This window comes from Acidovorax sp. 69 (assembly GCF_002797445.1).
Taxonomy (GTDB): domain Bacteria; phylum Pseudomonadota; class Gammaproteobacteria; order Burkholderiales; family Burkholderiaceae_C; genus Acidovorax.
Genome location: NZ_PGEP01000001.1, coordinates 2,129,910 through 2,152,853, shown reverse-complemented (window position 1 = coordinate 2,152,853; position 22,944 = coordinate 2,129,910). Strand labels below are relative to the sequence as shown.

At 63.0% G+C, this 22,944-nt stretch carries 20 protein-coding genes and 2 pseudogenes; 3 read left to right on the top strand and 19 right to left on the bottom strand.

What is annotated here, in order from left to right:
- Positions 1 to 2 precede the first annotated feature (2 nt).
- The 15 genes and pseudogenes from CLU85_RS09875 to CLU85_RS09805 all read right to left on the bottom strand — a co-directional run bounded on the left by CLU85_RS09875 (position 3) and on the right by CLU85_RS09805 (position 14,653).
- A complete protein-coding gene (locus CLU85_RS09875; RefSeq protein ID WP_100410107.1) occupies positions 3 to 797 on the bottom strand; it encodes an amino acid ABC transporter ATP-binding protein in 795 nt (264 codons plus the stop codon).
- Positions 794 to 1,462 carry an amino acid ABC transporter permease gene (locus CLU85_RS09870; RefSeq protein ID WP_100410106.1) on the bottom strand — a complete coding sequence of 223 codons (669 nt, stop codon included), beginning with the start codon at positions 1,460 to 1,462 and terminating at the stop codon, positions 794 to 796. The genes CLU85_RS09875 and CLU85_RS09870 overlap by 4 nt, the downstream gene beginning before the upstream one ends.
- Before the next feature lie 36 nt (positions 1,463 to 1,498).
- A complete protein-coding gene (locus CLU85_RS09865; protein ID WP_100410105.1) occupies positions 1,499 to 2,248 on the bottom strand; it encodes a glutamine ABC transporter substrate-binding protein in 750 nt (249 codons plus the stop codon).
- Between the two features lie 31 nt (positions 2,249 to 2,279).
- Positions 2,280 to 3,026, bottom strand: coding sequence for an IclR family transcriptional regulator (locus CLU85_RS09860; protein WP_232727786.1), 747 nt, complete (start codon positions 3,024 to 3,026; stop codon positions 2,280 to 2,282).
- Positions 3,027 to 3,132: 106 nt separating this feature from the next.
- Positions 3,133 to 4,863, bottom strand: coding sequence for a urocanate hydratase (hutU, locus tag CLU85_RS09855; RefSeq protein ID WP_100410103.1), 1,731 nt, complete (start codon positions 4,861 to 4,863; stop codon positions 3,133 to 3,135).
- A gap of 39 nt (positions 4,864 to 4,902) precedes the next feature.
- Positions 4,903 to 6,444, bottom strand: coding sequence for a histidine ammonia-lyase (hutH, locus tag CLU85_RS09850; RefSeq protein WP_100410102.1), 1,542 nt, complete (start codon positions 6,442 to 6,444; stop codon positions 4,903 to 4,905).
- A gap of 67 nt (positions 6,445 to 6,511) precedes the next feature.
- Positions 6,512 to 7,327 (bottom strand): histidine utilization repressor, encoded by an 816-nt coding sequence (hutC, locus tag CLU85_RS09845; RefSeq protein WP_100410101.1) that lies wholly within the window; start codon positions 7,325 to 7,327, stop codon positions 6,512 to 6,514.
- A gap of 22 nt (positions 7,328 to 7,349) precedes the next feature.
- Positions 7,350 to 8,129 (bottom strand): ABC transporter ATP-binding protein, encoded by a 780-nt coding sequence (locus tag CLU85_RS09840; protein ID WP_100410100.1) that lies wholly within the window; start codon positions 8,127 to 8,129, stop codon positions 7,350 to 7,352.
- Positions 8,126 to 8,962: an ABC transporter permease gene (locus CLU85_RS09835; protein ID WP_100410099.1), complete on the bottom strand. Its 837-nt coding sequence runs from the start codon at positions 8,960 to 8,962 to the stop codon at positions 8,126 to 8,128. Before CLU85_RS09835 ends, CLU85_RS09840 begins: the two co-directional genes overlap by 4 nt.
- A 140-nt stretch (positions 8,963 to 9,102) precedes the next feature.
- Positions 9,103 to 10,068 carry an ABC transporter substrate-binding protein gene (locus CLU85_RS09830; protein WP_100412472.1) on the bottom strand — a complete coding sequence of 322 codons (966 nt, stop codon included), beginning with the start codon at positions 10,066 to 10,068 and terminating at the stop codon, positions 9,103 to 9,105.
- A gap of 409 nt (positions 10,069 to 10,477) precedes the next feature.
- Positions 10,478 to 11,857, bottom strand: coding sequence for a cell wall metabolism sensor histidine kinase WalK (locus tag CLU85_RS09825; RefSeq protein WP_100410098.1), 1,380 nt, complete (start codon positions 11,855 to 11,857; stop codon positions 10,478 to 10,480).
- The gene (locus CLU85_RS09820; protein WP_100410097.1) at positions 11,854 to 12,540 is read right to left on the bottom strand and encodes a response regulator transcription factor; all 687 of its coding nucleotides are present in this window, start codon (positions 12,538 to 12,540) and stop codon (positions 11,854 to 11,856) included. Before CLU85_RS09820 ends, CLU85_RS09825 begins: the two co-directional genes overlap by 4 nt.
- Positions 12,541 to 12,557: 17 nt before the next feature.
- Positions 12,558 to 12,887: a hypothetical protein gene (locus tag CLU85_RS09815; RefSeq protein WP_100410096.1), complete on the bottom strand. Its 330-nt coding sequence runs from the start codon at positions 12,885 to 12,887 to the stop codon at positions 12,558 to 12,560.
- A 16-nt stretch (positions 12,888 to 12,903) separates the two neighbouring features.
- Positions 12,904 to 13,371: a Spy/CpxP family protein refolding chaperone gene (locus tag CLU85_RS09810; protein WP_100410095.1), complete on the bottom strand. Its 468-nt coding sequence runs from the start codon at positions 13,369 to 13,371 to the stop codon at positions 12,904 to 12,906.
- Positions 13,372 to 13,515: 144 nt separating this feature from the next.
- Positions 13,516 to 14,653, bottom strand: a pseudogene (locus CLU85_RS09805) (IS3 family transposase).
- 279 nt (positions 14,654 to 14,932) lie between these two features.
- Between CLU85_RS09805 and CLU85_RS09800 the strand changes: the two are divergent.
- The gene (locus CLU85_RS09800; RefSeq protein ID WP_100410094.1) at positions 14,933 to 16,135 is read left to right on the top strand and encodes an ammonium transporter; all 1,203 of its coding nucleotides are present in this window, start codon (positions 14,933 to 14,935) and stop codon (positions 16,133 to 16,135) included.
- Positions 16,136 to 16,576: 441 nt separating this feature from the next.
- Positions 16,577 to 18,453 (top strand): annotated as a pseudogene (locus tag CLU85_RS23115) (phospholipase D-like domain-containing protein).
- A gap of 60 nt (positions 18,454 to 18,513) precedes the next feature.
- Here the strand turns inward: CLU85_RS23115 and CLU85_RS09790 are convergent.
- On the bottom strand, positions 18,514 to 19,473 hold the full coding sequence (locus CLU85_RS09790) for a tRNA-dihydrouridine synthase (RefSeq protein WP_100410092.1): 960 nt from the start codon (positions 19,471 to 19,473) through the stop codon (positions 18,514 to 18,516).
- Between the two features lie 247 nt (positions 19,474 to 19,720).
- Here CLU85_RS09790 and CLU85_RS09785 point away from each other — a divergent pair, with 247 nt between their 5' ends.
- The gene (locus CLU85_RS09785; protein WP_100410091.1) at positions 19,721 to 20,299 is read left to right on the top strand and encodes a hypothetical protein; all 579 of its coding nucleotides are present in this window, start codon (positions 19,721 to 19,723) and stop codon (positions 20,297 to 20,299) included.
- A gap of 84 nt (positions 20,300 to 20,383) precedes the next feature.
- On the opposite strand, the gene CLU85_RS09780 is transcribed toward CLU85_RS09785, so the two are convergent.
- The 3 genes from CLU85_RS09780 to CLU85_RS09770 form a co-directional block, all read right to left on the bottom strand.
- A complete protein-coding gene (locus CLU85_RS09780; protein ID WP_100410090.1) occupies positions 20,384 to 21,541 on the bottom strand; it encodes a class I SAM-dependent methyltransferase in 1,158 nt (385 codons plus the stop codon).
- Between the two features lie 8 nt (positions 21,542 to 21,549).
- Positions 21,550 to 22,071: a GNAT family N-acetyltransferase gene (locus CLU85_RS09775; RefSeq protein ID WP_100412471.1), complete on the bottom strand. Its 522-nt coding sequence runs from the start codon at positions 22,069 to 22,071 to the stop codon at positions 21,550 to 21,552.
- A gap of 154 nt (positions 22,072 to 22,225) precedes the next feature.
- Positions 22,226 to 22,819, bottom strand: a complete 594-nt coding sequence (locus tag CLU85_RS09770) for a hypothetical protein (protein WP_100410089.1) — start codon at positions 22,817 to 22,819, stop codon at positions 22,226 to 22,228.
- Between the last annotated feature and the right edge of the window lie 125 nt (positions 22,820 to 22,944).

The window sequence follows — 22,944 nt, the reverse complement described above, 5'->3', positions numbered from 1 at the left end:
CCTCAGGCGCGGGTGAGCACGGCCTGCAAAAAGGAACGCGTGCGCTCCTGCGTGGGATGGGTGAAGATGGTGGCGGGCGGCCCCGATTCGATGATGCCGCCGCCGTCCATCACGACGACCACATCGCCCACCTCCCGCGCAAAGTCCATCTCGTGGGTCACGACCATCATGGTCATGCCCTCGCTGGCCAGCAGTTTCATGACCTGCAACACTTCGCCCACCAGCTCGGGGTCGAGCGCCGAGGTGGGCTCGTCGAACAGCATCACGCGCGGCTCCATGGCCAGCGCGCGCGCAATGGCCACACGCTGCTTTTGGCCACCCGACAGGCTGGCGGGCATGGCCGTGGCCTTGTGCGCCAGCCCCACCTTGGTCAGCAGAGCGTTGGCACGCTCCTCGGCCTCCTTGCGCGAGAGGCCGCGCAGCTTGCGCGGACCCAGCGTGACGTTGTCGAGCACCGACAGGTGCGGGAACAGGTTGAACGACTGGAACACCATGCCCACCTCTTCGCGCAGGGCGTTGAGGTCATGGTCGGGCAACATGCGGCCGTCCTGCACCAGCGTGCGGCCACAGATCTCGACCGTGCCGCCCTCAGGCTGCTCCAGCCCGTTGCAGCAGCGCAAGAAGGTGCTTTTGCCCGAGCCGCTGGGCCCGATCACCACCACCACCTGCGATGGCAAGACGTCAAAGTCGATGCCGTTGAGCACCACATGGTTGCCAAACGATTTGCGCAACCCACGAATGCGCACGATGGGCTCGGCGGCCTGGCTCGCTCCGTTCACTACAGACTCTTTCTTCATTGCACCATCCCCCCGGAGCGCAGGCGCAGTTCGATGCGCCGCAGCACCAGCGTGGTGATGCCGGTGAGGATGAAATACACCACCGCAATCGCCAGGTAGACCTCCAGCGACCGGTACGACACACTGATGATTTTCTGTCCCTCGTGCATCACGTCGTGGATGGTGAGCAGCGACACCAATGCCGAATTCTTGATCAGTGCGATGAACTCATTGCCCAGGGGCGGAATCATGCGAACCACCGCCTGTGGCAGCACCACGGTGCGCATGGCCAGGCCCGACGACAAGCCAATGGAGCGCGCCGCCTCCATCTGCCCCTTGTCGATGGACTGGATGGCGCCCCGCACCACCTCGGACACATAGGCGCCCGAGTAGATGCCCAGGCCCATCACGCCACACGCAAAGGCGGGCAGCAAAATGCCGAACTGAGGCAAGCCAAAGAACAGGATGAACAACTGCACCAGCAGCGGAGTGCCACGGATCGCGGCCACATAGGCCGTGCACAGGCCGTAGATCACGCGGCGCTTGGGGTTCAGCCGGCCGATGCCCACCAGCAGGCCCATGACACAGCCCAGCAGCAGCGAGACCGCCGTGATTTCCACAGTGACCAGCGCGCCCGCCAGCAACTGGGGCAATCCGGCCCACACAGGAGAAAAATCGAGTTCCATGGCTTAGCTCAGCTCAAATCGGCAACAGTCAGGGGCTTACTTGGCAGCGCTGTTGCTGAACCACTTCTTGACGATGGCAGCGTAAGTACCGTCGGCCTTGAGCTTGGTGATGGCGCCGTTGACGGCCTTCGTCAGCTCGGGCGTGTCCTTGCGCAGGGCCATGCCGTATTCCTCTGTGGTGAGCTGCTCATCGAGCACGCGCAGGCCGGGGCGGGTGCGCACATACTGGAAGGCGGCGGGCTTGCCGGTCACAGCCGCATCAGCGCGACCGATGTCCACTAGGTTGAACATCTCCTGGTTCTTTTCCACCTCGACACGCTGCACCTTGGGAAATTTTTCGGTCAGGTAGCTCACCGACTTGGTACCCACCTGCACGCTGACTTTTTTGCCGTCCAGATCGGCCAGCTTGTTGATGGTTTTGTTGTCGGCTTTCACCATCACCACCAGGCCCCCTGCGTAGTAAGAGTCGGTGAAGTCCACCACCTTCTTGCGCTCGTCGGTGATGTAGATGGCCGATACCGCCATGTCAAAACGCTTGGAGATCAGGCCGGGAATCAGGCCCTTGAAGTCGATGTCCACCCATTCGACCTGCTTGCCCATCGTCTTGGCAATCGCTTCCACCAGTTCGATGTCAAAGCCCGTGCGTTTGCCGTTGTCGACGAACTCCATGGGCGGGAACGTGGCATCGGTGCCCACACGCAGCACGTTGTCCTGGGCCTGCGCACCGGTGGTGCAAAAGGCTGCGGCGGCCAGGCTGGCCAGAAGAAGATTGCGGCGAAGGTTCATGGGAAAAGCTCCTAAGGAGGGGTGAGGGAATTCAGGGAGGGGTGAGCTGGCGAGAGATGCGCGCTGCGGCGACAACGGCCATGCCAATGAGCGTGGCTTCCTGCCCCTGGGCTCGCAAGATCGGGGCCATCAGCGTGATGGCACCGGCGGCCTGCCGGGGTGAGCCGAACACCGGCACGCTGACGCCCCAGACACCGGCATCCACCTCGCCGTAGCTGACTGCGTAGCCGGCTTTGGCAATGCCCTCCAGGTCGGTCAGCGCAGCCTGGCGCTCCGCCGTGCCTGCGCCGTAGTGCAGGTCGAGAGTCGCATTGCGCGTGGCCGGTGCCACATGGGCGAGCAGGCATTTGGCCGAGGCACCCGCGCGCAAGGGAACGCTGCGCCCTTTTTCAAACGAACAGCGCAGGGCCTGCGTGCTGTCGACCATGTCCAGGCACACCACACTGTCGTTCACGGCCACCACCAGCCCCACGCTCTCGTGGGACTGCCGGGCCAGCGCCTGCATGTCCGGCCGCGCCTGGTGCACCAGGTGCGACGCCATGTCAAAGCCCAGGGCCAGTTGCAGGCTGAGCGGCCCGGGCGCGTAGTGCCCGCTGCTCTCCAGCACAAAGCCCCACAGCTTGAGCCGCGCGAGCTGCCGGTACAGCGTGCTGCGGGCCAGGCCCGTGGCCTCCACCAGCTCGGCGGCTGACATGGGCTGACCGTGCTGCGCCAGCACCGCCAGCACGTGCAAAACACGGTCGGCGGCGGCAACAGAGGTGGGTCCACGGGCGGGCATGGACTCAGTATCAAAGGATTGCAGCGGCATTCAAACCCTGAATTCCCACGGAGTGGGAATTCAGTTCCCTTTTTCACATTTCTGTCACGTCCTCACTTTCGTCGGTTCACTTCACCATGGGTAGCTTCAGGCCCTGCTTCTTGGCGGTTTCCACCGCCAGTTCGTAGCCCGCGTCGGCATGGCGCATCACGCCGCTACCACAGTCGTTGACCAGCACACGCGCCAGGCGCTCGGCGGCGTCATCGGTGCCGTCGGCCACGATGACCATGCCCGAATGCTGCGAGTAGCCCATGCCCACGCCGCCGCCATGGTGCAGGCTGACCCAAGTGGCGCCGCCTGCGGTGTTGAGCAGCGCGTTGAGCAGCGGCCAGTCGCTCACGGCGTCGGTGCCGTCTTTCATGGCTTCGGTCTCGCGGTTGGGGCTGGCCACACTGCCGGTGTCGAGGTGGTCGCGGCCGATGACGATGGGCGCCTTGAGCTCGCCGTTTTTCACCATCTCGTTGAAGGCCAGGCCCGCGATGTGGCGCTCGCCCAGGCCCAGCCAGCAGATGCGTGCGGGCAGGCCCTGGAAGGCGATGCGCTCGCCTGCCATGTCGAGCCAGCGGTGCACGTGCTTGTTCTCGGGGAACAGCTCCTTGATCTTGGCGTCGGTCTTGCGGATGTCTTCGGGGTCGCCCGACAGGGCCACCCAGCGGAACGGGCCCTTGCCCTCGCAGAACAGCGGGCGGATGTAGGCGGGCACGAAGCCGGGGAAGTCGAAGGCGTTCTTCACGCCTTCGTCGAACGCCACCTGGCGGATGTTGTTGCCGTAATCCACCGTGGGGATGCCCATCGATTGGAAGTCGAGCATGGCCTGCACATGGACGGCGCACGATTTCGCCGCGGCCTTCTTCAAGCCTTCATGCTGCGCCACATCCTGCTGCGCTGCGCGCCATTGTTCCACCGTCCAGCCCGTAGGCAGATAGCCATTGACGAGGTCGTGGGCCGAGGTCTGGTCGGTCACGAGGTCGGGCTTGAGGCCACCGGCCTGGGCGCGCTTGGCGAGTTCGGGCAGCACGTCTGCTGCGTTGCCCAGCAGCGCAATCGACACGGCTTCCTTGGCTGCCGTGTGCTGCTGGATCAGTTCAAACGCGTGGTCGATGTCACGCGCCTGCTTGTCCACGTAGCGCGTGCGCAGTCGGAAGTCGATGCTGCTTTGCTGGCACTCGATGTTGAGCGAAACGGCGCCCGCAAACGTGGCGGCCAGCGGCTGCGCGCCGCCCATGCCGCCCAGGCCTGCGGTCAATATCCATTTGCCTTCGAGGGAACCACCGTAGTGCTTTCGCCCCGCCTCGGCAAAGGTTTCGTAGGTGCCCTGCACGATGCCTTGGGTGCCGATGTAGATCCAGCTGCCTGCGGTCATCTGGCCGTACATGAACAGGCCCTTCTGGTCCAGCTCGCTGAAGTGCTCCCAGTTGGCCCACTTGGGCACCAGGTTGGAGTTGGCCAGCAGCACGCGCGGCGCATTGGTGTGCGTCTTGAACACGCCCACAGGCTTGCCGGACTGGATGAGCAGGGTTTCGTCGTCGTTCAGGTCCTTGAGCGACGCGAGGATCTGGTCATAACACTCCCAGTTGCGCGCGGCGCGGCCAATGCCGCCATACACCACCAGGTCCTGCGGGCGCTCGGCCACTTCGGCATCCAGGTTGTTCTGGATCATGCGGTAGGCGGCTTCAGTGAGCCAGCTCTTGCAGGTGAGCTGGCTGCCGCGCGGGGCGCGAATCACACGGGTGGCGTCGTGGCGGGGGTCGGCACTGGGGGAAGCTGCGGCAGCAATGATGGCGTCGTTGGCGTTCATGGTGGGCTCCTGTGAATCAATGGGTGTGAACAGAAATGATCAGGCGTGGCTGGGCAGGCATTGCAGCAGTGGCGCAGGCCATGGCGTCTGTATGGCCCATTCGCGCATGGCTTCGATGTCGGTGGCGAGGAAGCGGTCTTGCTCCAGGTAAGCCACTCGCTGGCGGATGGCGGCGAACTGTTCTTCCACCAAAGGCGATGATTTCAGCGCACGGTCGAATTCCATGCCCTGCGCAGCGGCCATGGCTTCGATGCCGACCATCACGGCCGCATTGCGCACCATGTCGCCCAGGCGGCGTGCGCCGTAGGTGGCCATGGAGACATGGTCCTCCTGATTAGCCGATGTGGGCAGGCTGGTCACACTGCTGGGGTTGGCCAGGCACTGGTTCTCGGCCGCCAGCGCGGCGGCGGTGACCTGCGCGATCATGAAGCCAGAATTCACGCCACTGTCGCGGATCAGGAAGGCTGGCAGGCCCGACAGGCCGGGGTCCAGCAGCAACGACAAGCGGCGCTCGGAGATGGCACCGATCTCGGCCACGGCCAGCGCGATGATGTCGGCCACAAAGGCCACGGGCTCGGCGTGGAAGTTGCCGCCGGAGATCACGTCGCCATTGTCAAAAACGAGCGGGTTGTCCGACGCCGCGTTGGCTTCGATGGTCAAGACGCGTGCGGCGTGGTGCAAGTTGTCCAGGCACGCGCCCATCACCTGCGGCACGCAGCGGATGGAGTATGGATCTTGCACACGACCACAGTGGGGGTGGGACGGGTCAATCGCGCTGCCATCCAGCAACGCCCGCACGGCAGCCGCCACGGCGATCTGCCCGGCCTGGCCACGCGCTTCGTGGATGCGTGCGTCAAAGGGCTTGACCGAGCCCTTGATGGCTTCGAGCGACAGGCAGCCCGCCACCAGCGCAGCAGCAAACACGCTCTCTGCACCGAACAGCCCGGCCAACGCGAGCGAGGTGGACACCTGCGTACCGTTGAGCAGTGCCAGCCCTTCCTTGGGGCCGAGCACGAACGGCGCGAGGCCGATGGAGCGCATCGCATCCGCCCCCGAAACCACCACTCCATTCACCTTGGCCTGCCCTTCCCCAATCAGCACGCAGGCCAAGTGCGCCAGCGGCGCCAGGTCACCCGATGCGCCCACCGAGCCCTTGGCCGGAATCAAAGGCAACACGTTCGCATTGGCCATGGCCAGGAGCGCATCCACAATCTCTGGCCGGATGCCCGAATGCCCGCGCGCCAGGCTGATGGCCTTGGTGGCCAGAATGAGGCGCACCACATCGTCTGCGAGCGCATCGCCGGTGCCCACGCTGTGCGACAGCACCAGGTTGCGCTGCAGCTCGGCCAGGCGCTCGTGGGCGATCTTGGTGCTGGCGAGTTTGCCAAAGCCAGTGTTGATGCCGTAGACCACCTGGTCTTCATCGACGATGCGCTGCACCGTGGCCAGCGACGCCTGCATGAGGGCGCGGGCCGATGGGTCGAGCGACAGTTGCACGGGCGCGGTATAGATGCTGCGCAGCGCGGCCAACGACACATGGCCGGGGACCAGGGTCAGGGAGGAAGTGGTGGCTTTTGTCATGGCGTTGATCCTGTATATACAAGTAGGTACAAGCGAAAGAAATTCTGGGGCTTTTGACCAACAGCCATCAACCAGCGACGGGGTTGCCGTCGGCTCGGAAGCGGCTGCCCAAACGGTAGCGGGTAGCGGGGTGCAGGCAGCGCACCACGGTGATGGGTACGCCGCGCGACCAGGTGCGGCGGGTGAGCAGCAGGCAGGGCTCCTGCGGCGACATCTCCAGCAGCGCGGCCTGCTCGGCAGTGGGCATGACGGCGTCGACCACGTGCTCGATCTGGTCGAAGGGCACGTTGCGCACCAGGTATTCGGAGGGCTGTAGCTGCGCGAAGTCCTGCGCGGCGAACTGGGGCACCTGGCGCGGGTTCACGTAGCGGTCTTCCAGTTGCACGGGCAGGCCATCTTCGCGGTGGATGCACAGTGAATGGAACACCGACTCGCCAGTGCGCAGGTCCAGCGCGGCGGCCACCTCCAGCGTGGCGGAGATGCGTTCCACTGCCAGTACGTCACAGCGGTAGTCGTGCCCGCGCTGGCGAATCTCGCTGGCCAAATTGGCAATCTGCAGCAGCGTGGACTGCGGCTTGTCTTCGGCCACAAAGCTGCCCACACCAGCCACGCGCACGATGCGGCCCTGCTCCACCAGTTCGCGCAGCGCGCGGTTCACCGTCATGCGCGAGATGCCGAACTGGGTGACCAGCTCGTTCTCGGACGGCAGGCGGTCGCCCGCGCGCCAGATGCCTTCCTGGATCTTGCGGGAAATGTGGTCCTTGATCTGCTCGTACAGCGCCATCGCCTGCGCGGGCGCAGCCACGGCTGCCCCGGCCTTGGCGGGCGGGGCACTGCGGGGTGCAGTGGCGGCAGCAGTGCGACGGGAAGGACGGGCGCTCATGGTGGGAAGCAGTCAGTCAGGCTCAATGCAAGTCAGCGGCCATGGACTCGGCGCGGATCTCTTCAGTCAACCGCGCCTTGAGGTCCATGAACTCAGGGCTGGTCTTGATCGTGTAATGGCGCGGGTGGGGCAAGTCCACCGCCAGCTCGGTCTTGATACGGCCGGGCCGGGCGCTGAACACGGCCACACGGTTGGCCATGAAGATGGCTTCGTCGATGTCATGGGTGACGAACAGCACGGTCTTGCGCTCGGCTTCCCAGATGCCCAGTAGCAGCTCTTGCATGAGCACGCGGGTCTGGTTATCGAGGGCTCCAAAGGGTTCGTCCATCAGCAAAATCTTGGGGTCGTTGGCCAGCGCGCGCGCAATGGCGGTGCGCTGTTGCATGCCGCCCGAGAGCTGCTTGGGAAAGTGCTGTTCAAAGCCGCGCAGGCCCACCTTGGCAATGAAGTACGCGGCGCGCTCTTTTTGCTGCGCTTCAGGCATGCCGCGCTCACGCAGGCCGAAGCGAATGTTCTGCTCAATGGTGAGCCAGGGGAACAGCGTATAGCTCTGGAACACCATGCCGCGCTCGGGGCCCGGGCCTTCGACCGGCGCACCATCGAGCAGCACGCGGCCGCTGGTGGCGTGATCCAGCCCCGCCACGATGCGCAACAGGGTGGATTTGCCGCAGCCCGAAGGGCCAAGGATGGTGACAAAGTCGTTGTCGCGCACCTCAAAGTCGACCGGCTGCAAGGCCTGCGTGCGCTGGCCCTTGGCGGTCTCGAAGACGCGCGAAACAGCTTGAATGGATACGCTGCTCATCGCACAAAACTCCAGGCAAACAGACGTTGATTGAGCGCCTTGAAGGCGAAGTCGGACACCAGCCCGATGAGGCCGATGATGATGATGCCGAAGATGATCTGGCCGGTGTTGAGCAGCGACTGGCTGTCGGTGATCATGTGGCCGATGCCGCTCGAGGAACCGATCAGCTCGGCCACGATGACGTACGTCCAAGCCCAGCCCAGCACCAGGCGCAGCGTCTCGGCGATCTCGGGTGCAGCGCCGGGGATGAGCACCCGCGTGACGATGCCCTTGTGGCCCGCCCCCAGCGTGTACGCGGCCTCCACCAGATCGCGCCGCGCGCCGCCCACCGTCACAGCCACCATCAGCGTGATCTGAAAGACTGAGCCGATGAAGATCACCAGGATCTTTTGCGTCTCACCAATGCCCGCCCACAAGATGAGCAACGGAATGAACGCCGACGCAGGCAGGTAGCGGCAGAACGAGACAAAGGGCTCAAAGAACGCCTCGATGCCCTTGTAGGCGCCCATCGCAATACCGAGCGGCACGGCCACCACAGCGGCCAGAATGAAGCCGCCGAAAACGCGCCACACCGTCATGCCGATGTCTTTGTGAAAGCCGTATTCAGTAAAGAGCAACCAGCCTTCCTTGGCCATGGTCACCGGGCTGGCGAGGAAGGTGGGCGACACAAAGCCGCCCAGCGTGAAGAACGCCCACACCAGCACGAACACCACAAAAAAACCAAAGCCCAGCAGCCACCGTGCACGGGCGCTCACAGGCTCCAGTGGAGCCAGGGAACGCCGTCGCACAGTTGCGTGGGGTTCGGTAACGGACAAGGGTTGCACAGCAGACATGGCGCGTTCTTTTTTTGGTGATTGGGAGTGGCCAAGACAACTCAGCGAAGCGGTTATGGCTGGGCGCTTCCTCGCAGGCAGTACGGTTGGTACGACAAGAGGGAGCAGCGATGCCAAAAGCGTTGTGTTGGCCGCTCCTTTTACTTGATGAAGCTCGCGTCGAAGGTCACGGCCAGGTCTTCATTCGCCTTGCGGATGATGCCGGCCTCCAGCAAGATGGCCGTGGCGTCTTTCATGAAGGTCTGCAGTTCGCCCGCAAAGAACTTCTGGTTGGCGGCCTTGTCTTGCCAGCGCAAGAACGACGACGACTTGGCAAACTGCTCGCCCGTCTGCTTGACGGCGGCCCCCATGATCTCGTTGGACTTGGTGGGGTCGGCCTTGATCATGTCGAGCGCCTGGAAGTACGAGTTGGCCAGCGCCTGCGCAGCCTTGCCGTTGGCCTTGAGCCAGGTGGGGTCGCAGCCCACGGTGTCCATCACCATGGGGTAGTCGAGCGTAGTGGCCAAAATTTTGCCTGCGGCAGGGTTGTCGCGCACGGTGGAGAGGTACGGCTCGTACGTCATGGCGGCGTCGTTCTGGCCGGCCACAAAGGCCTGCGCAGCCGCCTGGGGCGACAGGGTGGTGGTCTTCACGTCCTTGAGGCTCATGCCGTTCTTGCTCAGCATCCAGGCCAGGCCGAAGTACGGCGCGGTGCCGGGCGCATCCACGCCAATGGTCTTGCCCTTGAGGTCGGCAAAGCCCTTGATGTCGCCACGCACTGCGATGCCGTCAGCACCAAAAGACTTGTCCATCTGGAAGATCTGCACGATGGGCACGCCATTGGCGTTCCAGGCCACATGCGTCTCGACAGTGGTGGCGGCGCACTGGATGGATTTGGAGGCCAGGGCCAGGTGGCGGTCCTTCTGCGGAATCATCTTGATCTCCACATCCAGGCCGTTCTTCTTGAAGATGCCAGCCTTGTCTGCCAGCGTGAGGGGTGCAAAACCGGTCCAGCCCGACATGCCCAACACTATCTTGGTGTCTTGCGCCTGGGCTGGTGCGGCCAGAACCAATGCACATGCCGCAGCCGCTGCCAGCGACGTCCATTTCACAACCGATCGAGTCATCATCTGCTCCTGTTTGAAGAAAGTACCACCCCAGCCGGTCCGCACCTGCGTTCCGGTCGCCATGATGACATTTGCAGCATACCTGTATATACAGGGTAAACACCTGCAAAGCCTGGTCATTAAGCGAGGTACTCGACAAGAGCAAAAACGAGGCCAGGCATGGAAAGCCGCGATGGCGCCCAGCCTTCGAACCTCAATCGCTTCCATATTGATAGCTGCCCGCGCTTTATCAATAAGCGCTAGAGATCAATTTGGCGTAAAAATTGCCGCCCCATACGCTGGTCGCCCCATTGCGGCCCAAAGCAGCATTTGCACCAAGCCTGTGCATTTGCCAACACGGGGGAGCAGACGCAGCACGGTGCGGCGGCAGCGAGCATCGTGCAACCTGTCTATGCCGCCTGCAGGCGACTCATTCCACAATGGGCAGACGCACGGTGACCGACAGGCCGGGCTCGGCATTGCGCACGTGCAACTGGCCGTCGTGCGCCTGGGCGACCAGGCGACACAAATACAACCCCAGCCCCACGCCGCCGGTGGTGCGCTGGCGCGCGGTGTCTGGGCGGTAGAACGCCTGCGCCAAATGGGGCAGGTGCTCGGGAGGCACCCCCCTGCCGTGATCGCGCACTTCCAGTTCGATCACGCGCCCATCGTCCGCCAGTCGCAGGTGCAACTCGGGGGGAAATGCGCCGGAGTCACTGTGGCGCAGGCTGTTGTCCAGCAAGTTGCGCAGCAGCAGCCGCAGGCGTGAGCGATCAAGCCTGACCGTGGGCAGGCCTTGTGGCACCTGCAGCACAATATCGGCCGCGCCGGGGTGGCGGGAACACAGCTCTGCCACCACCTCCCGCGCCAACTCTGCCATGTCCGTAGGCTCCCGGTGCAAAGCGGCATGGCGCCCGGCCAAGCGTTCGCTCTCCAGCAGGTCGGTGATGAGACCTGCCATCTCGCCCAGATCCCGCATCAGGGCCAGCCGCTGGGTTTGGATGTCGGCGGTCTCGGGCAGTAGTTCGGTGTTCAACCGGGCGCGGGTCAGCGGGCTGCGCAGCTCGTGGCTCATGGCAAGCAACAACGCGCGCTTGGCCTCCAGCATCTGGTGTATGTCATCCCCCATGGTGTTGATGGTGGCCGCGAGTTGCCCCAATTCGTCAGGCCGATGGGCATGCCGCACCGGGATAGATTGGGCAAAGTTACCGTCGCCAAAACGTTGGGCCCCTCGGCGGATATCGTCCAGCGGGCGCAGCAGATGACGCACATACACGTAAGCCAACGCGGTCAGCAGCAGCAACACCGTCAGCGTGCCCCAGGCAATGCGTGGGCGCTTATCCCAGGACAGCGCATTCAAACCGAACTCGATGTGGTGTCCATCCGCCGTGGTGCGCTGCAGCAAGCTGTGCCCGCTCTCATCACCTGCCCAGCGATCCTCCTTGCGAAACTTGTCGCTCATCCAATCCGGGCGCGGTTGGTCAGGATGGGAAGCCCAATGAATCTGCGGGCCGTCGATGCGCAGCGTGACGGGCAAGCGGTTGGCAATGGCCTGCGCACGTTCGATGCTCGGCGGACTGCCAATCTCGGCGGTGAGCCGGTCCACATAGTCCATCAGCAGCGGGCGGGCTGCCTCACGCCACCCCACCGCTACAGCCTTTTGCACCCCGCCCATGAAAGTAACCGCCACCGTCACAGCCAATGCCATGAACACCAGCACCAGGCGGATGCGCAGCGAGTGCCCCACCGCATGCCGCGCACGGCGATGCCACGGGCAGTCTGGATCCTGGGCTGTCGATCCAATCCTCATGGTGCGGCCCGCCGCAAGGCCAACGAATAACCGGCATTGCGCAGCGTCTTGATGCAGTCGAGTGGCTCCAGCTTCTTGCGCAGCCGACTCACCACGATGTCGACAGCACGGGTGTACAGCTCGGCCTCATGGCCACGCAACTGGTTCAGGATGTCGTCGCGGCTGAACACCTTGCCAGGCTCCCGGGCCAATAGGTGCAGCAGGTCAAACTCGGTCCCCGTCAGCTCCACGACCACCCCCTGGCGCAGCACGCTGCGGCGGGCGTGGTCGATGGTCAATCCTTCAAATTCCAGCGAACCTGCGGCGGCGCCCTGCCCTGGCGCCCGCCGCCGGCGCAACACGGTCTGCAAGCGTGCCACCAGCTCGCGCGGTTCAAAGGGCTTGGGCAGATAGTCGTCCGCCCCCAACTCCAGCCCGACAACCCGGTCCATCACTTCGCCGCGTGCTGTGAGCATCACGATGGGCAGGTCACCCTGCTTACGGATGGTGCGGCACAGTTCGAACCCATCCATCTCAGGCAGCATGACATCCAGAATGGCGGCATCAAAGCCCCCTCCACCCAGTTGTGTCAGCCCATCGCTGGGCTTGAGAGCGTGGATCAACTCCAGCTCGAACCGCTGAAAATAGGTGGCCAGCGGCGGGCCCAACTGTGCGTCGTCGTCAATGAGCAGGATGCGATACATGCGCAATTCTCACACCGTCAGGTGCTCATCCCGCCAATGGTCCCGGCGACGCAATCGTCCGCCCCGCACAATGCGCGATGTCTCACGATCAGCCGGCGCAAGCGACCCTGGGCTCCGGCGTGGAGCGTATCGAAATGATCGGCAGCTGCGAGCAAGACCGGCAAGGTATGGACCGCAGCTTCCGGCTGGCGGGCCAGCAGCTCCAGCGCATGCTCACGGTCAAAGCGCGGCCCCCAGACCAGGGACATCAGTTCGTCATGGGGGTCGGGCATACCGGCCAGCAGCGCTAACCCATGCGTGCGCACGCCTTGCGCCAGGCGATGAATAGGTTCCAGCGTGGGTGACATGTGAAGCACCCCGCCATCAGCCGCGCGCCAGCCAGCCCTTGCGCCGCTGCATCAGCTCACGCACCTTGTTCTGCTGCTCGGGGTTGAGGCTGTCATAAAAATCGGCCAGCGCACCAATCACTTCAGGACTGCTTGTCTGCACCGCACGGGTCTTCTCGTCCAGCAAGGTCTCCGCGCGCGCACGGTCAAATTTTTCGCCCGCGACGATGGCCCGCATTTCCGCGCGTGGGTCTGCTGTCGTGCCAATGAATGCTGCACGCTGTGCCTCCATCTTGTCAGCCAAGACGTTGAGCTTGGCCCTTTGCGCGTCGTTCAAATCCAACTTGCTACCGACCCGTTCGACCACCTTGGCACGCATCTCCGCCATCTTCTCAGCACTCACCGGGCCCCGATGCGAGTGACTGCTGGAACAGGCCGTCAAACCACCTACCGCAATGGAAGCGCCAAAAATGCCCATCAGGGTTTTCTTGATCCAGGGTTTCATGATGCAGTCCTTTCGAGGACGGTGTTGAACATGCCCCTGATGGTGCCGAATAGCTCGCTGCGCGTCGTCTCGACGCAGTTTCGGTTTATTTCATTTTGTTTCGCGCAAACAAGCTTGGACTTCACCCGGTTTCGTAGACATATTTCAACTTCCGTTTCGGAGTTGTTCGAATGCCAGCGGACTCAGTTGGTCGAGGTGACTGTGCCGACGGATTCGATTGTAAAAACCTTCGATGTAGTCAAACACATCTGACTTGGCATCTTGCCTGGTGGCATAGATACGGCGTTTGATTCTCTCCTTCTTCAAGCTGCTGAAGAAGGACTCTGCTACCGCGTTGTCCCAACAGTTTCCACGCCGGCTCATGCTTGGCACCAATTGGTTGTCCTTGCACCAGCGGGCGAAGTCGTCACTGCCAAACTGACTTCCTTGGTCGGAGTGGATCATCACGGGGCCCGTTGGGCGCCTGCGCCACACAGCCATCGTGAGCGCATCCAACACCAACTCTGTAGCCATGCTGGAGTTCATCGACCAGCCGACCACCATGCGCGAGTACAGGTCAATAACGGCCGTCAGGTACAACCAGCCCTCATGGGTTCGGATATAGGTAATGTCGGTGACCCAGACTTGGTTCGGTAGCGTGACCGTGAACTCACGTTGCAACCGGTTCGGTGCGGCAGTCGCAGGAAGGCCGACCCGGTAGCGTGGCCGCTTGTAACCACGCACTGAGCGCAGTTGGGCCTGGCGCATCAGGCGTGCTACACGTTTTTGACCGCATGTCACACCGTCCTCTCGCAAGTCCCGCAGGATGCGTGGGCTTCCATAAATTCCATGGCTGTCGTCAAAGGACTGCCGGATGCTGGCCAGCAAGACATCGTCGGCCAAGGCGCGTTTGGACTTTGGATTGGCCTTCCAGGCGTAGTAGCCACTGCGCTGTACGCGCAGAACGCGGCACATGCTGCTGAGTCGGAACTGGCCTTTGTGTTCGGCCATGAATGCGTACTTCACACGGACAGCTTGGCAAAGTACGTTGCGGCCTTTTTTAGGATGTCACGCTCCTCATTGGCCCTTTTGAGCTCCGCTTTTAGCCGGGATACCTCGGCCTTGAGTTGGCTTGTTTCTGCCCCCCTGCACTCGATTGCTCTTTGGCAAGCCGCACCCACAGGTACAGGCTTTTGTCCGACATACCCAATCGCTTGGCTACATCCACTACCCCATGACCACGCTCGGTCACCTGCTTGACGGCTTCCGCCTTGAATTCAGCCGGGTATCTCACTCTCTTCATTTCTCACTCTCCAATTCAATTTCGACCTTGATAGGTGTCTATTGAACCGGGTGAAGTCCAGTTCGATTGGCACTGCTGATCACGATTGCACTGACGCTAACAATCCGCCTTTACAAGGTGTCATCGAAACGGGTAGCGGCCCAACACCCAGCGACAACGCTCCAGATTGGTGCAAATTTTCGCACCAATAGCAGGCACAAATTTTGCTTATATTGGTGCAAATCTGTTGCAAACACTCACAACGCACCAGAATCAATCAATCACAAGCGCGAGGATGTTATGGATGCACTCAAACAGGGCATGGATGCCTTGTTCATTCTGCTCGGGGCCATCATGGTGTTGGCCATGCATGCAGGTTTCGCCTTTCTGGAGCTGGGCACGGTCCGCAAAAAGAACCAGGTGAATGCGCTGGTGAAAATATTGGTGGATTTCTCAGTATCCACCGTCGTTTACTTTGTGGTGGGGTACAGCGTGGCGTATGGCACGCACTTTTTCATGGGGGCGGAATCGCTGGTGCAGCAAAGTGGCTATGCGCTGGTCAAGTTCTTCTTCTTGCTAACGTTTGCAGCCGCGATACCGGCCATCGTGTCGGGCGGAATTGCGGAGAGAGCCAAGTTCTGGCCGCAACTCATGGCCACGGCCGTCATCGTGGGCTTTGTATACCCTTTTTTTGAAGGCATTGCCTGGAACCAGCATTTCGGTGTGCAAGCCTGGATCAAAGCCGTCGCCGGGGAGGAATTTCATGATTTTGCAGGCTCGGTGGTGGTGCACGCCATGGGCGGATGGATCGCACTGCCTGCCGTGATTCTGCTGGGATCGCGCGCCAACCGCTACCGCAAGGACGGCGCGATTTCCGCGCACCCACCGTCAAACATTCCCTTTCTGGCGCTGGGAGCGTGGGTGCTCGTGGTGGGCTGGTTTGGCTTCAACGTGATGAGCGCACAGTCCCTGGACAAGCTCTCAGGCCTGGTGGCGGTCAACTCGCTCATGGCCATGGTGGGAGGCACGCTGGCTGCGTTGCTGCTGGGCAAAAACGATCCTGGCTTCGTGCACAACGGTCCACTGGCCGGACTGGTGGCCGTCTGCGCGGGTTCGGACCTGATGCACCCTTTGGGTGCGCTGGTGGTGGGGGCCGTGGCAGGTGCCATTTTTGTACTGATGTTCACGCTCACCCAGAACAAGTGGAAGATCGACGATGTGCTGGGAGTCTGGCCCCTGCATGGCCTGTGCGGCACCTGGGGCGGGCTGGCCGCGGGCATCTTCGGTAGCAAGGCATTGGGTGGCTTGGGTGGCGTCAGCCTATCGGCACAACTCATCGGCACAGGCCTGGGGGTGGCATGGGCCGTGATGGGCGGCACCATCGTGTACGGCATCCTCAAGAAAACCGTCGGCCTGCGGCTCACGCAAGAAGAAGAGTTCGACGGGGCCGACCTGTCCATTCACAAGATCAGTGCCACACCAGACCGCGAAGTGAGCTGGTGAGGTTGGCCAGCGCCCAGCGCCAAGACCATGTACTCCAAGTGCGTTCATTTCCGCCTGCAACTCCCGCGGATTGGAGCTTCGTCCGACAGGCGAGGACTGTTCACGGATGTACCTTAGCGCCTGTTCAATGTCATTCCATGGTGCTCACTAGGAAGCCAGCCGCTGCGACCTAGGCCCGCGTCAGCGTTCAGGCAAGTGGCCTGGGCAATGTGTACAACACCGGGTGCGGTTACCGGTTGCCGGCTGCCTTGCCCGAAGGGCTGCGCCGAAAAGGCAGTGTCTGCAGCGTCGCAAATCCTCGCTGGGTCGCTGGTCCGACTGCGGCTTGGGCCATGCGCAGCAGTGCACCTGCCGCCGTTCTGGGGGTATCAGACTCCATGAAATGCCTTTGCGCAGGCTCCGAGCACCTGCTCCTGACAACTCCAAGGTCACAATCGCACCATGGCTTACCTGCCCACATCCACCGTCCTTGTATCGGCGGCCACTCGCCGCGCTGGGCTGGCCATCGCCATGGTTGCTGCAATGGCCATGGGGGGCTGCACGGGCTTGCCCAAAGATGTGGACCGACCCGTCACCATCGCCTTGCAAGCCCCCAGCGACACAGCGCTGGGCCAGTTAGTCACGGCGCGCAGAGCGGCCCAGGGGGCGAGACAACCCTCGGGGTTTGTATTGCTGAGTGGGCCGCAAGCGGCATACAGCAGCCGCCTGGCTTTGGTGGACGCAGCGCAGAAGACGCTGGACCTGCAGTACTACGCCATCCACGCCGATGCGAGCAGTGAACGTCTGTTGCTCAGTGTGGTGGCCGCCGCCCAACGGGGGGTGCGCGTGCGCGTGCTGCTGGACGATTTTCACAGCACCGGACGCGACGCGCAGGTGATGCGACTGGCCTTCGTGCCCAACATCGAGATGCGCATGTTCAACCCGCTCACGGGTGCGCGGGGGTCGTCCTTGGGCCGCATGTTCAGCCTGCTGGGCGACTTTGCACGTGTGCAGCAGCGCATGCACAACAAGCTTTTCATTGCCGACAACGCGATGGGCGTGGCAGGGGGACGCAATCTGGGCGATGCCTATTTTGGGAACTCTGATTCCGGCAACTTTGTAGACCTGGACGTGCTGGCCGCAGGGCCCATCGTGCAGGAGCTATCGCGCAGCTTTGACAGCTATTGGAACAACGAACGCGCCTACCCGGTTCAGTCGCTTGTCACGCGCGATGAACTCGATAACCTGCGCAAAAACATTCGCGCCTCTGACGCGGTGCAACGCGAGCGCAGTGCGGGACAGGGGGGTGCCCCAGCGCCAGATACACAACCCCCTCCAGCGACGGGCAACGGACTACGGCCGCTCAGCGTGCACGGATCTGGAACTACGAACCCATGGACCTTGAAAAGGTCCCTTTTGTCTGGGCACCAGCCGCTGTGCTTGTGGACAAGCCCGCCAAGATTCCGCCTGATGGCGCATCCGCTACCGCGCTGCCCCCCAACCTCCCTGCCCAATCCACCCAAGTCGCGGCAACATTGCGGGGGCCTCGGGCACCGACTGCAGGAGCCTCACTGACCCCAGCCCCAGCGGAATCCACCACCGCGCCTGCGCCCTCTTCCTCTGCCAAACCCAGCGGCACGGGCAAGAACATCCGCTCGCAGGCTAGCGAAGCGGTCGACGCCCCAACCGACACGGTGGTGGACGGATTGCTCCAACTCATGGGCCAGGCGCGACGCGACCTGCTCATCATCTCGCCGTACTTTGTACCGGGGCCCGACATGAAGCGCGCCTTTGCCGCAGCGCGTGCACGCGGTGTGCGTGTTCGGGTACTCACCAACTCACTGGCTTCCAACGACGCACCCATTGCGCACGCAGGCTATGCACGGCACCGCCCTGCTCTGCTGACCATGGGTGTTGAACTGTATGAAATGCGCAGTGAGCTCACCGGAATGCTGCGTGGCGCCCTCGGCTCCACCGGCAGCATGGGGGGCACGGGCTCCTCGGGCAGCTCGCGCGCCATGCTGCACTCCAAGCTGCTGATCATGGACGGTCGCCTGCTCGCGGTCGGTTCCATGAATCTGGACATTCGCTCGCAGCGGCAGAACACTGAAGTTGCGCTGTTGATTCACAGTACAGAGCTGTCCCGGCGGGCCACCGCACAAATCGAGGCAGCCTTGCGAGATGCCGCGTGGCAGGTGCAGCTGACCGACAACGGCATCGTGTGGCGCGCACCCCATGGCAGTGGCCTTTCCGACGCCACAAGCGAACCCGATGCCAGCGCCCCTTTGCGCCTGATGCTGCAGTTACTGGGCCCCCTCGCTCCCGACCACCTCTTGTAAGCCTCCCGGGCACACGGAAGCCCGTTGGCAGACCCGGTATGCAGCCCCGCTGCCGCCGCTTCAGGCCTCGGCTTGCAACGCAGCCACCCAGACGGTGATCGCGCGCTGGTCCGTCATCGTGCGCACATGCTGGTAGGCCGCCTCGGCCTCACTAAAGCGTCTGCGCAGCAGGTTGAGCCACTGTTTCAGTCGCCCGGCACGCTGGCGCGGCTCCAGGTCAACACACACCAATTGCCAGAAGGCAACCAGATGGGGGATCAGATCGCGCCATCCCACGGCGTCCGAGCCGGGTTGTCCGGCATCGGCTGATCGGATGGCGCGAGCCAGCCCTGGGTCAGCCACCATGCCGCGCCCCAACATGAGGGCATCACAGCCCGACACCTCCCGGCAACGATGCGCATCGGCCACCGTCCAGATCTCGCCATTGGCCACCACCGGGATGCTCACGGCCGCACGGATCGCGGGGATGTGCTCCCAGTACGCAGGTGCGCGATAGCCATCGGCCTTGGTGCGCGCGTGCACCACCAGTTCGGAGGCACCGCCTGCCTGCATGGCCTGCGCGCATTCACGCATCAGGTGCGTGTCGTTAAACCCCAGTCTCATCTTGGCCGATACCGGCAGGTGCGCTGGCACAGCGCGCCGCACCGCTGCCACCACGGCCACGATGCGCTCGGGCTCCTGCAACAGGGCCGCACCCCCACCATGGCGATTGACCACCTTGGCAGGACAACCGAAGTTCAGATCAATCCCCTCGGGACCTAGCGCGGACAGGCGCGCGGCGTTCTCGGCCATGCAGACCGGGTCCGAGCCCAGCAACTGTGCCCGCACGGGCACGCCCGCCAGCGTGCGGCTGCCATGCTGCAACTCGGGCACATAGCGCAAAAAAACCTTGTCGGGCAACAGCGTGCCAGTGATGCGAATGAACTCAGAGACACAACGGTCCACACCGCCGACACGGGTCAGAACGTCGCGCAGCACAAAATCCAAAAGCCCTTCCATGGGGGCAAGCAGCAGGGTCATCGCAATGGAACGGTCAAAGTGGTGTCTGGGAGCCGGGCGCTGCAGGTCGTTCCCATTCGCAGACGCATGAAGCAAAACAGGTCGAGGCGCTTGTTTTAAAAGCGCCAACAGCTATTAAATATATAGCAATCACAGCCGCACACCGGGGAGCAACCGAACGCCACCCGGCATTGTGCGGCAAAGGGTCATCACGGCGTCATGGCAGCCCGCTGCAATAGCGGGCATTCACCCGTGACCTGAGGCGCCCATGCTGCTGCAAAAAACCGAAAAAGCCCGCCTTGAACTCTCACCGGGTGTCCGCACCCTGAGCCTGCGAGAGCGCTCTCTGCTTCTGTTGGCCGATGGCAAGCCACTGTCCGCCCTGCAAGCCATGTACAACGGTATCGGGGCGCAAATCGTCGAGAACCTCATGCGACAAGGCTACCTGACGGGGCCTGCCGATCTCCCTGTCGATGGCGCAGCAACCGTTACCGATACAGCGTCGCCCACCCGAACATCAAGCCCAGTGCCCGCCTTGCTGCGGCCTGAGCCGGGCGAATCCCTGCGCTCGCTCGCGGGGGCGCGCATGTACCTTTTCGACACTTGCGAGCGGCTTTTTTCACGCCGTGACCCTGTGCTGGCGCAGCACTTTCGAGAAGCCCTGCGCGGAGCCAAGGACCGCACGAGCATGCTGGATGTGGGTGACGCCATGTTCGAGGAAGTCGCCCTGGCCGCAGGAGCCGAGCGTTCCGCCAGCCTGCGTGAACGGCTGGAGCAACTGCTCCCCACCGTATCAGAAGCCACCTATGGCGCTTTCGCACACACCCAGCCAGCCCTGCTTGACTAGGACGCGATCAGGCGGGACAACCACGGCATGGCACTTCCAGAGCGCCGTGGCTCCAGGCACCGCACAAACGTCGGTTGTGGGCCGCTAGGCCGCGGCCAATCGCCACAAAGAAGTCACCTCTGCGGCACGCGCCGCGTGCAGCGCATCCCCGGCATCGGCGGCCTTGGCATGTGCCGGCTTGACATCGTGTCGCCCGCGGACCACCAAGCCTGCATCGGCAATCCAGCCCAGCAACTGCTCGCGGGGGCGCAAACCCAGGTGCTCAGCCAGATCCGAAAGGATCAGCCAACCTTCGCCTCCAGGCTCCAGATGCTCGACCAAACCCGCAATAAACCCACGCAGCATGCGGCTGCCCTCGTCGTACACCGCATGCTCAATGGGCGAGCTGGCACGCGCGGGCACCCAGGGCGGGTTACACACCACCAGCGGCGCGCGACCCGGCGGAAACAGGTTCGCCTGCTGCAGCTCGACCTGAGACAAAACGCCCAGGCGTTGAAGGTTGTCGTGCGCACAGGCCAGGGCCCGTGGGTCTTGGTCGGTGGCAACCACCTGCTGCACACCACGGCGCACAAGCACGGCCGACAATACGCCCGTGCCCACGCCAATGTCAAAAGCCAGCGCTTTGCTGGGCAGATCCGTGGTGGCAACCAGATCCACATACTCACCGCGCACCGGTGAGAAAACGCCGTAGTACGGATGAATCCGGTTGCGCGGGGGGGCGCCCAGCGCGGCCACCTCCACCCCTTTCTTGCGCCACTCGTAGGCACCAACCAAACCCAGCAACTCACGCAGCGTGGCCACGCAAGGCTCACCCGTGGCAGGACCCCAGGCTTGTGTGCAGGCCTCGCGCCAATCCGGCGCACGGCGCAATGGAATGCTGTAGTCGCCTTCCAGCGGAATCAAAACCGCAGCCAGCACGCGTGCCCGCTGAGCCTGCGCCTGTCGATGCAGATGAAACGCTTCGGAGGGCGTGGCCACGGCTGCTTTCTGGACGGCCTTGGCGGCTGCCTTGCGGTGCTTGCCGGTCTTGGCATCGACCCGGCGCATGAGCGCCTGAAGCAGCATGCGCGCATTCTGAAAGTCACCCTGCCACAACAGGCCCGTGCCTTCACAGGCCATGCGGTAAGCCGTATCTGCGGCCAGGGTGTCATCGGCAGTGACGACCCGTCGCGGGGCCGGGGCACCGCTCTCGGAGCGCCACTGGGCTTGTTGTATCTGGCCCTGGCGGCTCCATTCGATCATCGTGTGCCTTATGCGTTGATGGGGCGCTTCAGGCGCACTTCTTCGATCTTCACGCCACCAATCACCGCCGTCTTGGCAGTAGACAGCTCGCGCTTGAAGCCGGCCATTTCATGGAACCGGATGGCGCGTTCATTGCGCAGCGGCACCCACGCAGTGACGTTGGTGCAGCCTTCTTCGTGCAAACCGTCGCGGGCGGCATCCCACAGGGCCAGGCCAACGCCTTGGTTCCAATGGGTGGGGGCTGCATAGATCGCCCAGATTTCACCGGTGGTGGGGCGGGACTTCTCATCGCGCGAGCGGTCGTAGCCCACAAAGCCGACGATCTTTTCACCGTCAATGGCCACCTGGACCTGGGGCTCACAATATTCAATGGCCTCGCGCCAGTAGGCCTGGCGCTTTTCGACTGACATGGATTTCAACTGCTCGTCTGGCACCAGTCCTTTGTAGACCTCTTGGGCAGAGACGGTGTGGATCTGGGCAATGGCTTTGGCATCGCGAAGCGTGGCGGGACGAACCTGGATACTGGACATGGAAAAACTGAACGAAAACAGGGAAAGAAAAACCGAAAGGACCGGCATTGTCGCCGCAAACGGTTTTTCCACCTGCACAGCCGGTTTCCCTGCCCTCCAAAATTGCACACTTCCAGTGCATAAAAAGGCCTTGCGAAGCCCTTGCCAGCCCCCTTCAGGCCATCGCCATCGCGCCCGACAGCGACGCACCGACCGAGGCCGCAGCCCGCTGCACCATGGCCCGCTTGTTGCGCGGGCGGGGCACATGCACAGCAGGCGGCGCGCCGTTGATAGAAGAAAGACTGAGCACCAGCGTCACGGTGCGCGAGCCACCGTCACGCTCGTCGGGGGCATAGGCGCGATAGCTGCCATTGCCCTGCCCATGGCTGCGCTGGACCGTATGAAACGCTACACGGACGCCCGTCACCCGGTGGCCCCCAAACGGCAATACACGCAGTCGTGCATCCCGGTCTAGCGCCAGACCCAGATTGCCCGCACGGTTGATCAGATCGGTGCGGATTGCGCGCCAGTTCTGGCCCTGGTCGGCGGAAAACTGCCAAGTACCGGCCTGAGCGTCCAGGTGCTCAATCACTACGCCCGCAGCAACGAGCATGTCGGGGCAGTTTTCCTCCACGATGTGCGCCAGGGTATTGCCCCCGAGGCCCGAACTTGCCTGGGAGGCCTCCACAGCAGCGGTCGGTCGCCGTTCACTGCGGCGATGGGCATTGTCCGGTGATGTGGCGGCGTGAAGGAGAGCATTGGATGTCATGGGACTACCTTTGAAAACGAAGGGTGAAAACGAAGGTTTGCGCATTGGTGCGCACCCGAAGTGCCTTTCAATGCTTGACGGAAAGTCTAGAAAGTGCACAACCGTGCGTCCATCGCACAAATGGA

Coding starts and splice junctions, on each gene's coding strand:
- CLU85_RS09875 (WP_100410107.1), bottom strand. CDS start 797: ATGAAGAAAGAGTCTGTAGTGAACGGAGCGAGCCAGGCCGCCGAGCCC.
- CLU85_RS09870 (WP_100410106.1), bottom strand. CDS start 1,462: ATGGAACTCGATTTTTCTCCTGTGTGGGCCGGATTGCCCCAGTTGCTG.
- CLU85_RS09865 (WP_100410105.1), bottom strand. CDS start 2,248: ATGAACCTTCGCCGCAATCTTCTTCTGGCCAGCCTGGCCGCCGCAGCC.
- CLU85_RS09860 (WP_232727786.1), bottom strand. CDS start 3,026: ATGCCCGCCCGTGGACCCACCTCTGTTGCCGCCGCCGACCGTGTTTTG.
- hutU (WP_100410103.1), bottom strand. CDS start 4,863: ATGAACGCCAACGACGCCATCATTGCTGCCGCAGCTTCCCCCAGTGCC.
- hutH (WP_100410102.1), bottom strand. CDS start 6,444: ATGACAAAAGCCACCACTTCCTCCCTGACCCTGGTCCCCGGCCATGTG.
- hutC (WP_100410101.1), bottom strand. CDS start 7,327: ATGAGCGCCCGTCCTTCCCGTCGCACTGCTGCCGCCACTGCACCCCGC.
- CLU85_RS09840 (WP_100410100.1), bottom strand. CDS start 8,129: ATGAGCAGCGTATCCATTCAAGCTGTTTCGCGCGTCTTCGAGACCGCC.
- CLU85_RS09835 (WP_100410099.1), bottom strand. CDS start 8,962: ATGTCTGCTGTGCAACCCTTGTCCGTTACCGAACCCCACGCAACTGTG.
- CLU85_RS09830 (WP_100412472.1), bottom strand. CDS start 10,068: ATGACTCGATCGGTTGTGAAATGGACGTCGCTGGCAGCGGCTGCGGCA.
- CLU85_RS09825 (WP_100410098.1), bottom strand. CDS start 11,857: ATGAGGATTGGATCGACAGCCCAGGATCCAGACTGCCCGTGGCATCGC.
- CLU85_RS09820 (WP_100410097.1), bottom strand. CDS start 12,540: ATGTATCGCATCCTGCTCATTGACGACGACGCACAGTTGGGCCCGCCG.
- CLU85_RS09815 (WP_100410096.1), bottom strand. CDS start 12,887: ATGTCACCCACGCTGGAACCTATTCATCGCCTGGCGCAAGGCGTGCGC.
- CLU85_RS09810 (WP_100410095.1), bottom strand. CDS start 13,371: ATGAAACCCTGGATCAAGAAAACCCTGATGGGCATTTTTGGCGCTTCC.
- CLU85_RS09800 (WP_100410094.1), top strand. CDS start 14,933: ATGGATGCACTCAAACAGGGCATGGATGCCTTGTTCATTCTGCTCGGG.
- CLU85_RS09790 (WP_100410092.1), bottom strand. CDS start 19,473: ATGACCCTGCTGCTTGCCCCCATGGAAGGGCTTTTGGATTTTGTGCTG.
- CLU85_RS09785 (WP_100410091.1), top strand. CDS start 19,721: ATGCTGCTGCAAAAAACCGAAAAAGCCCGCCTTGAACTCTCACCGGGT.
- CLU85_RS09780 (WP_100410090.1), bottom strand. CDS start 21,541: ATGATCGAATGGAGCCGCCAGGGCCAGATACAACAAGCCCAGTGGCGC.
- CLU85_RS09775 (WP_100412471.1), bottom strand. CDS start 22,071: ATGTCCAGTATCCAGGTTCGTCCCGCCACGCTTCGCGATGCCAAAGCC.
- CLU85_RS09770 (WP_100410089.1), bottom strand. CDS start 22,819: ATGACATCCAATGCTCTCCTTCACGCCGCCACATCACCGGACAATGCC.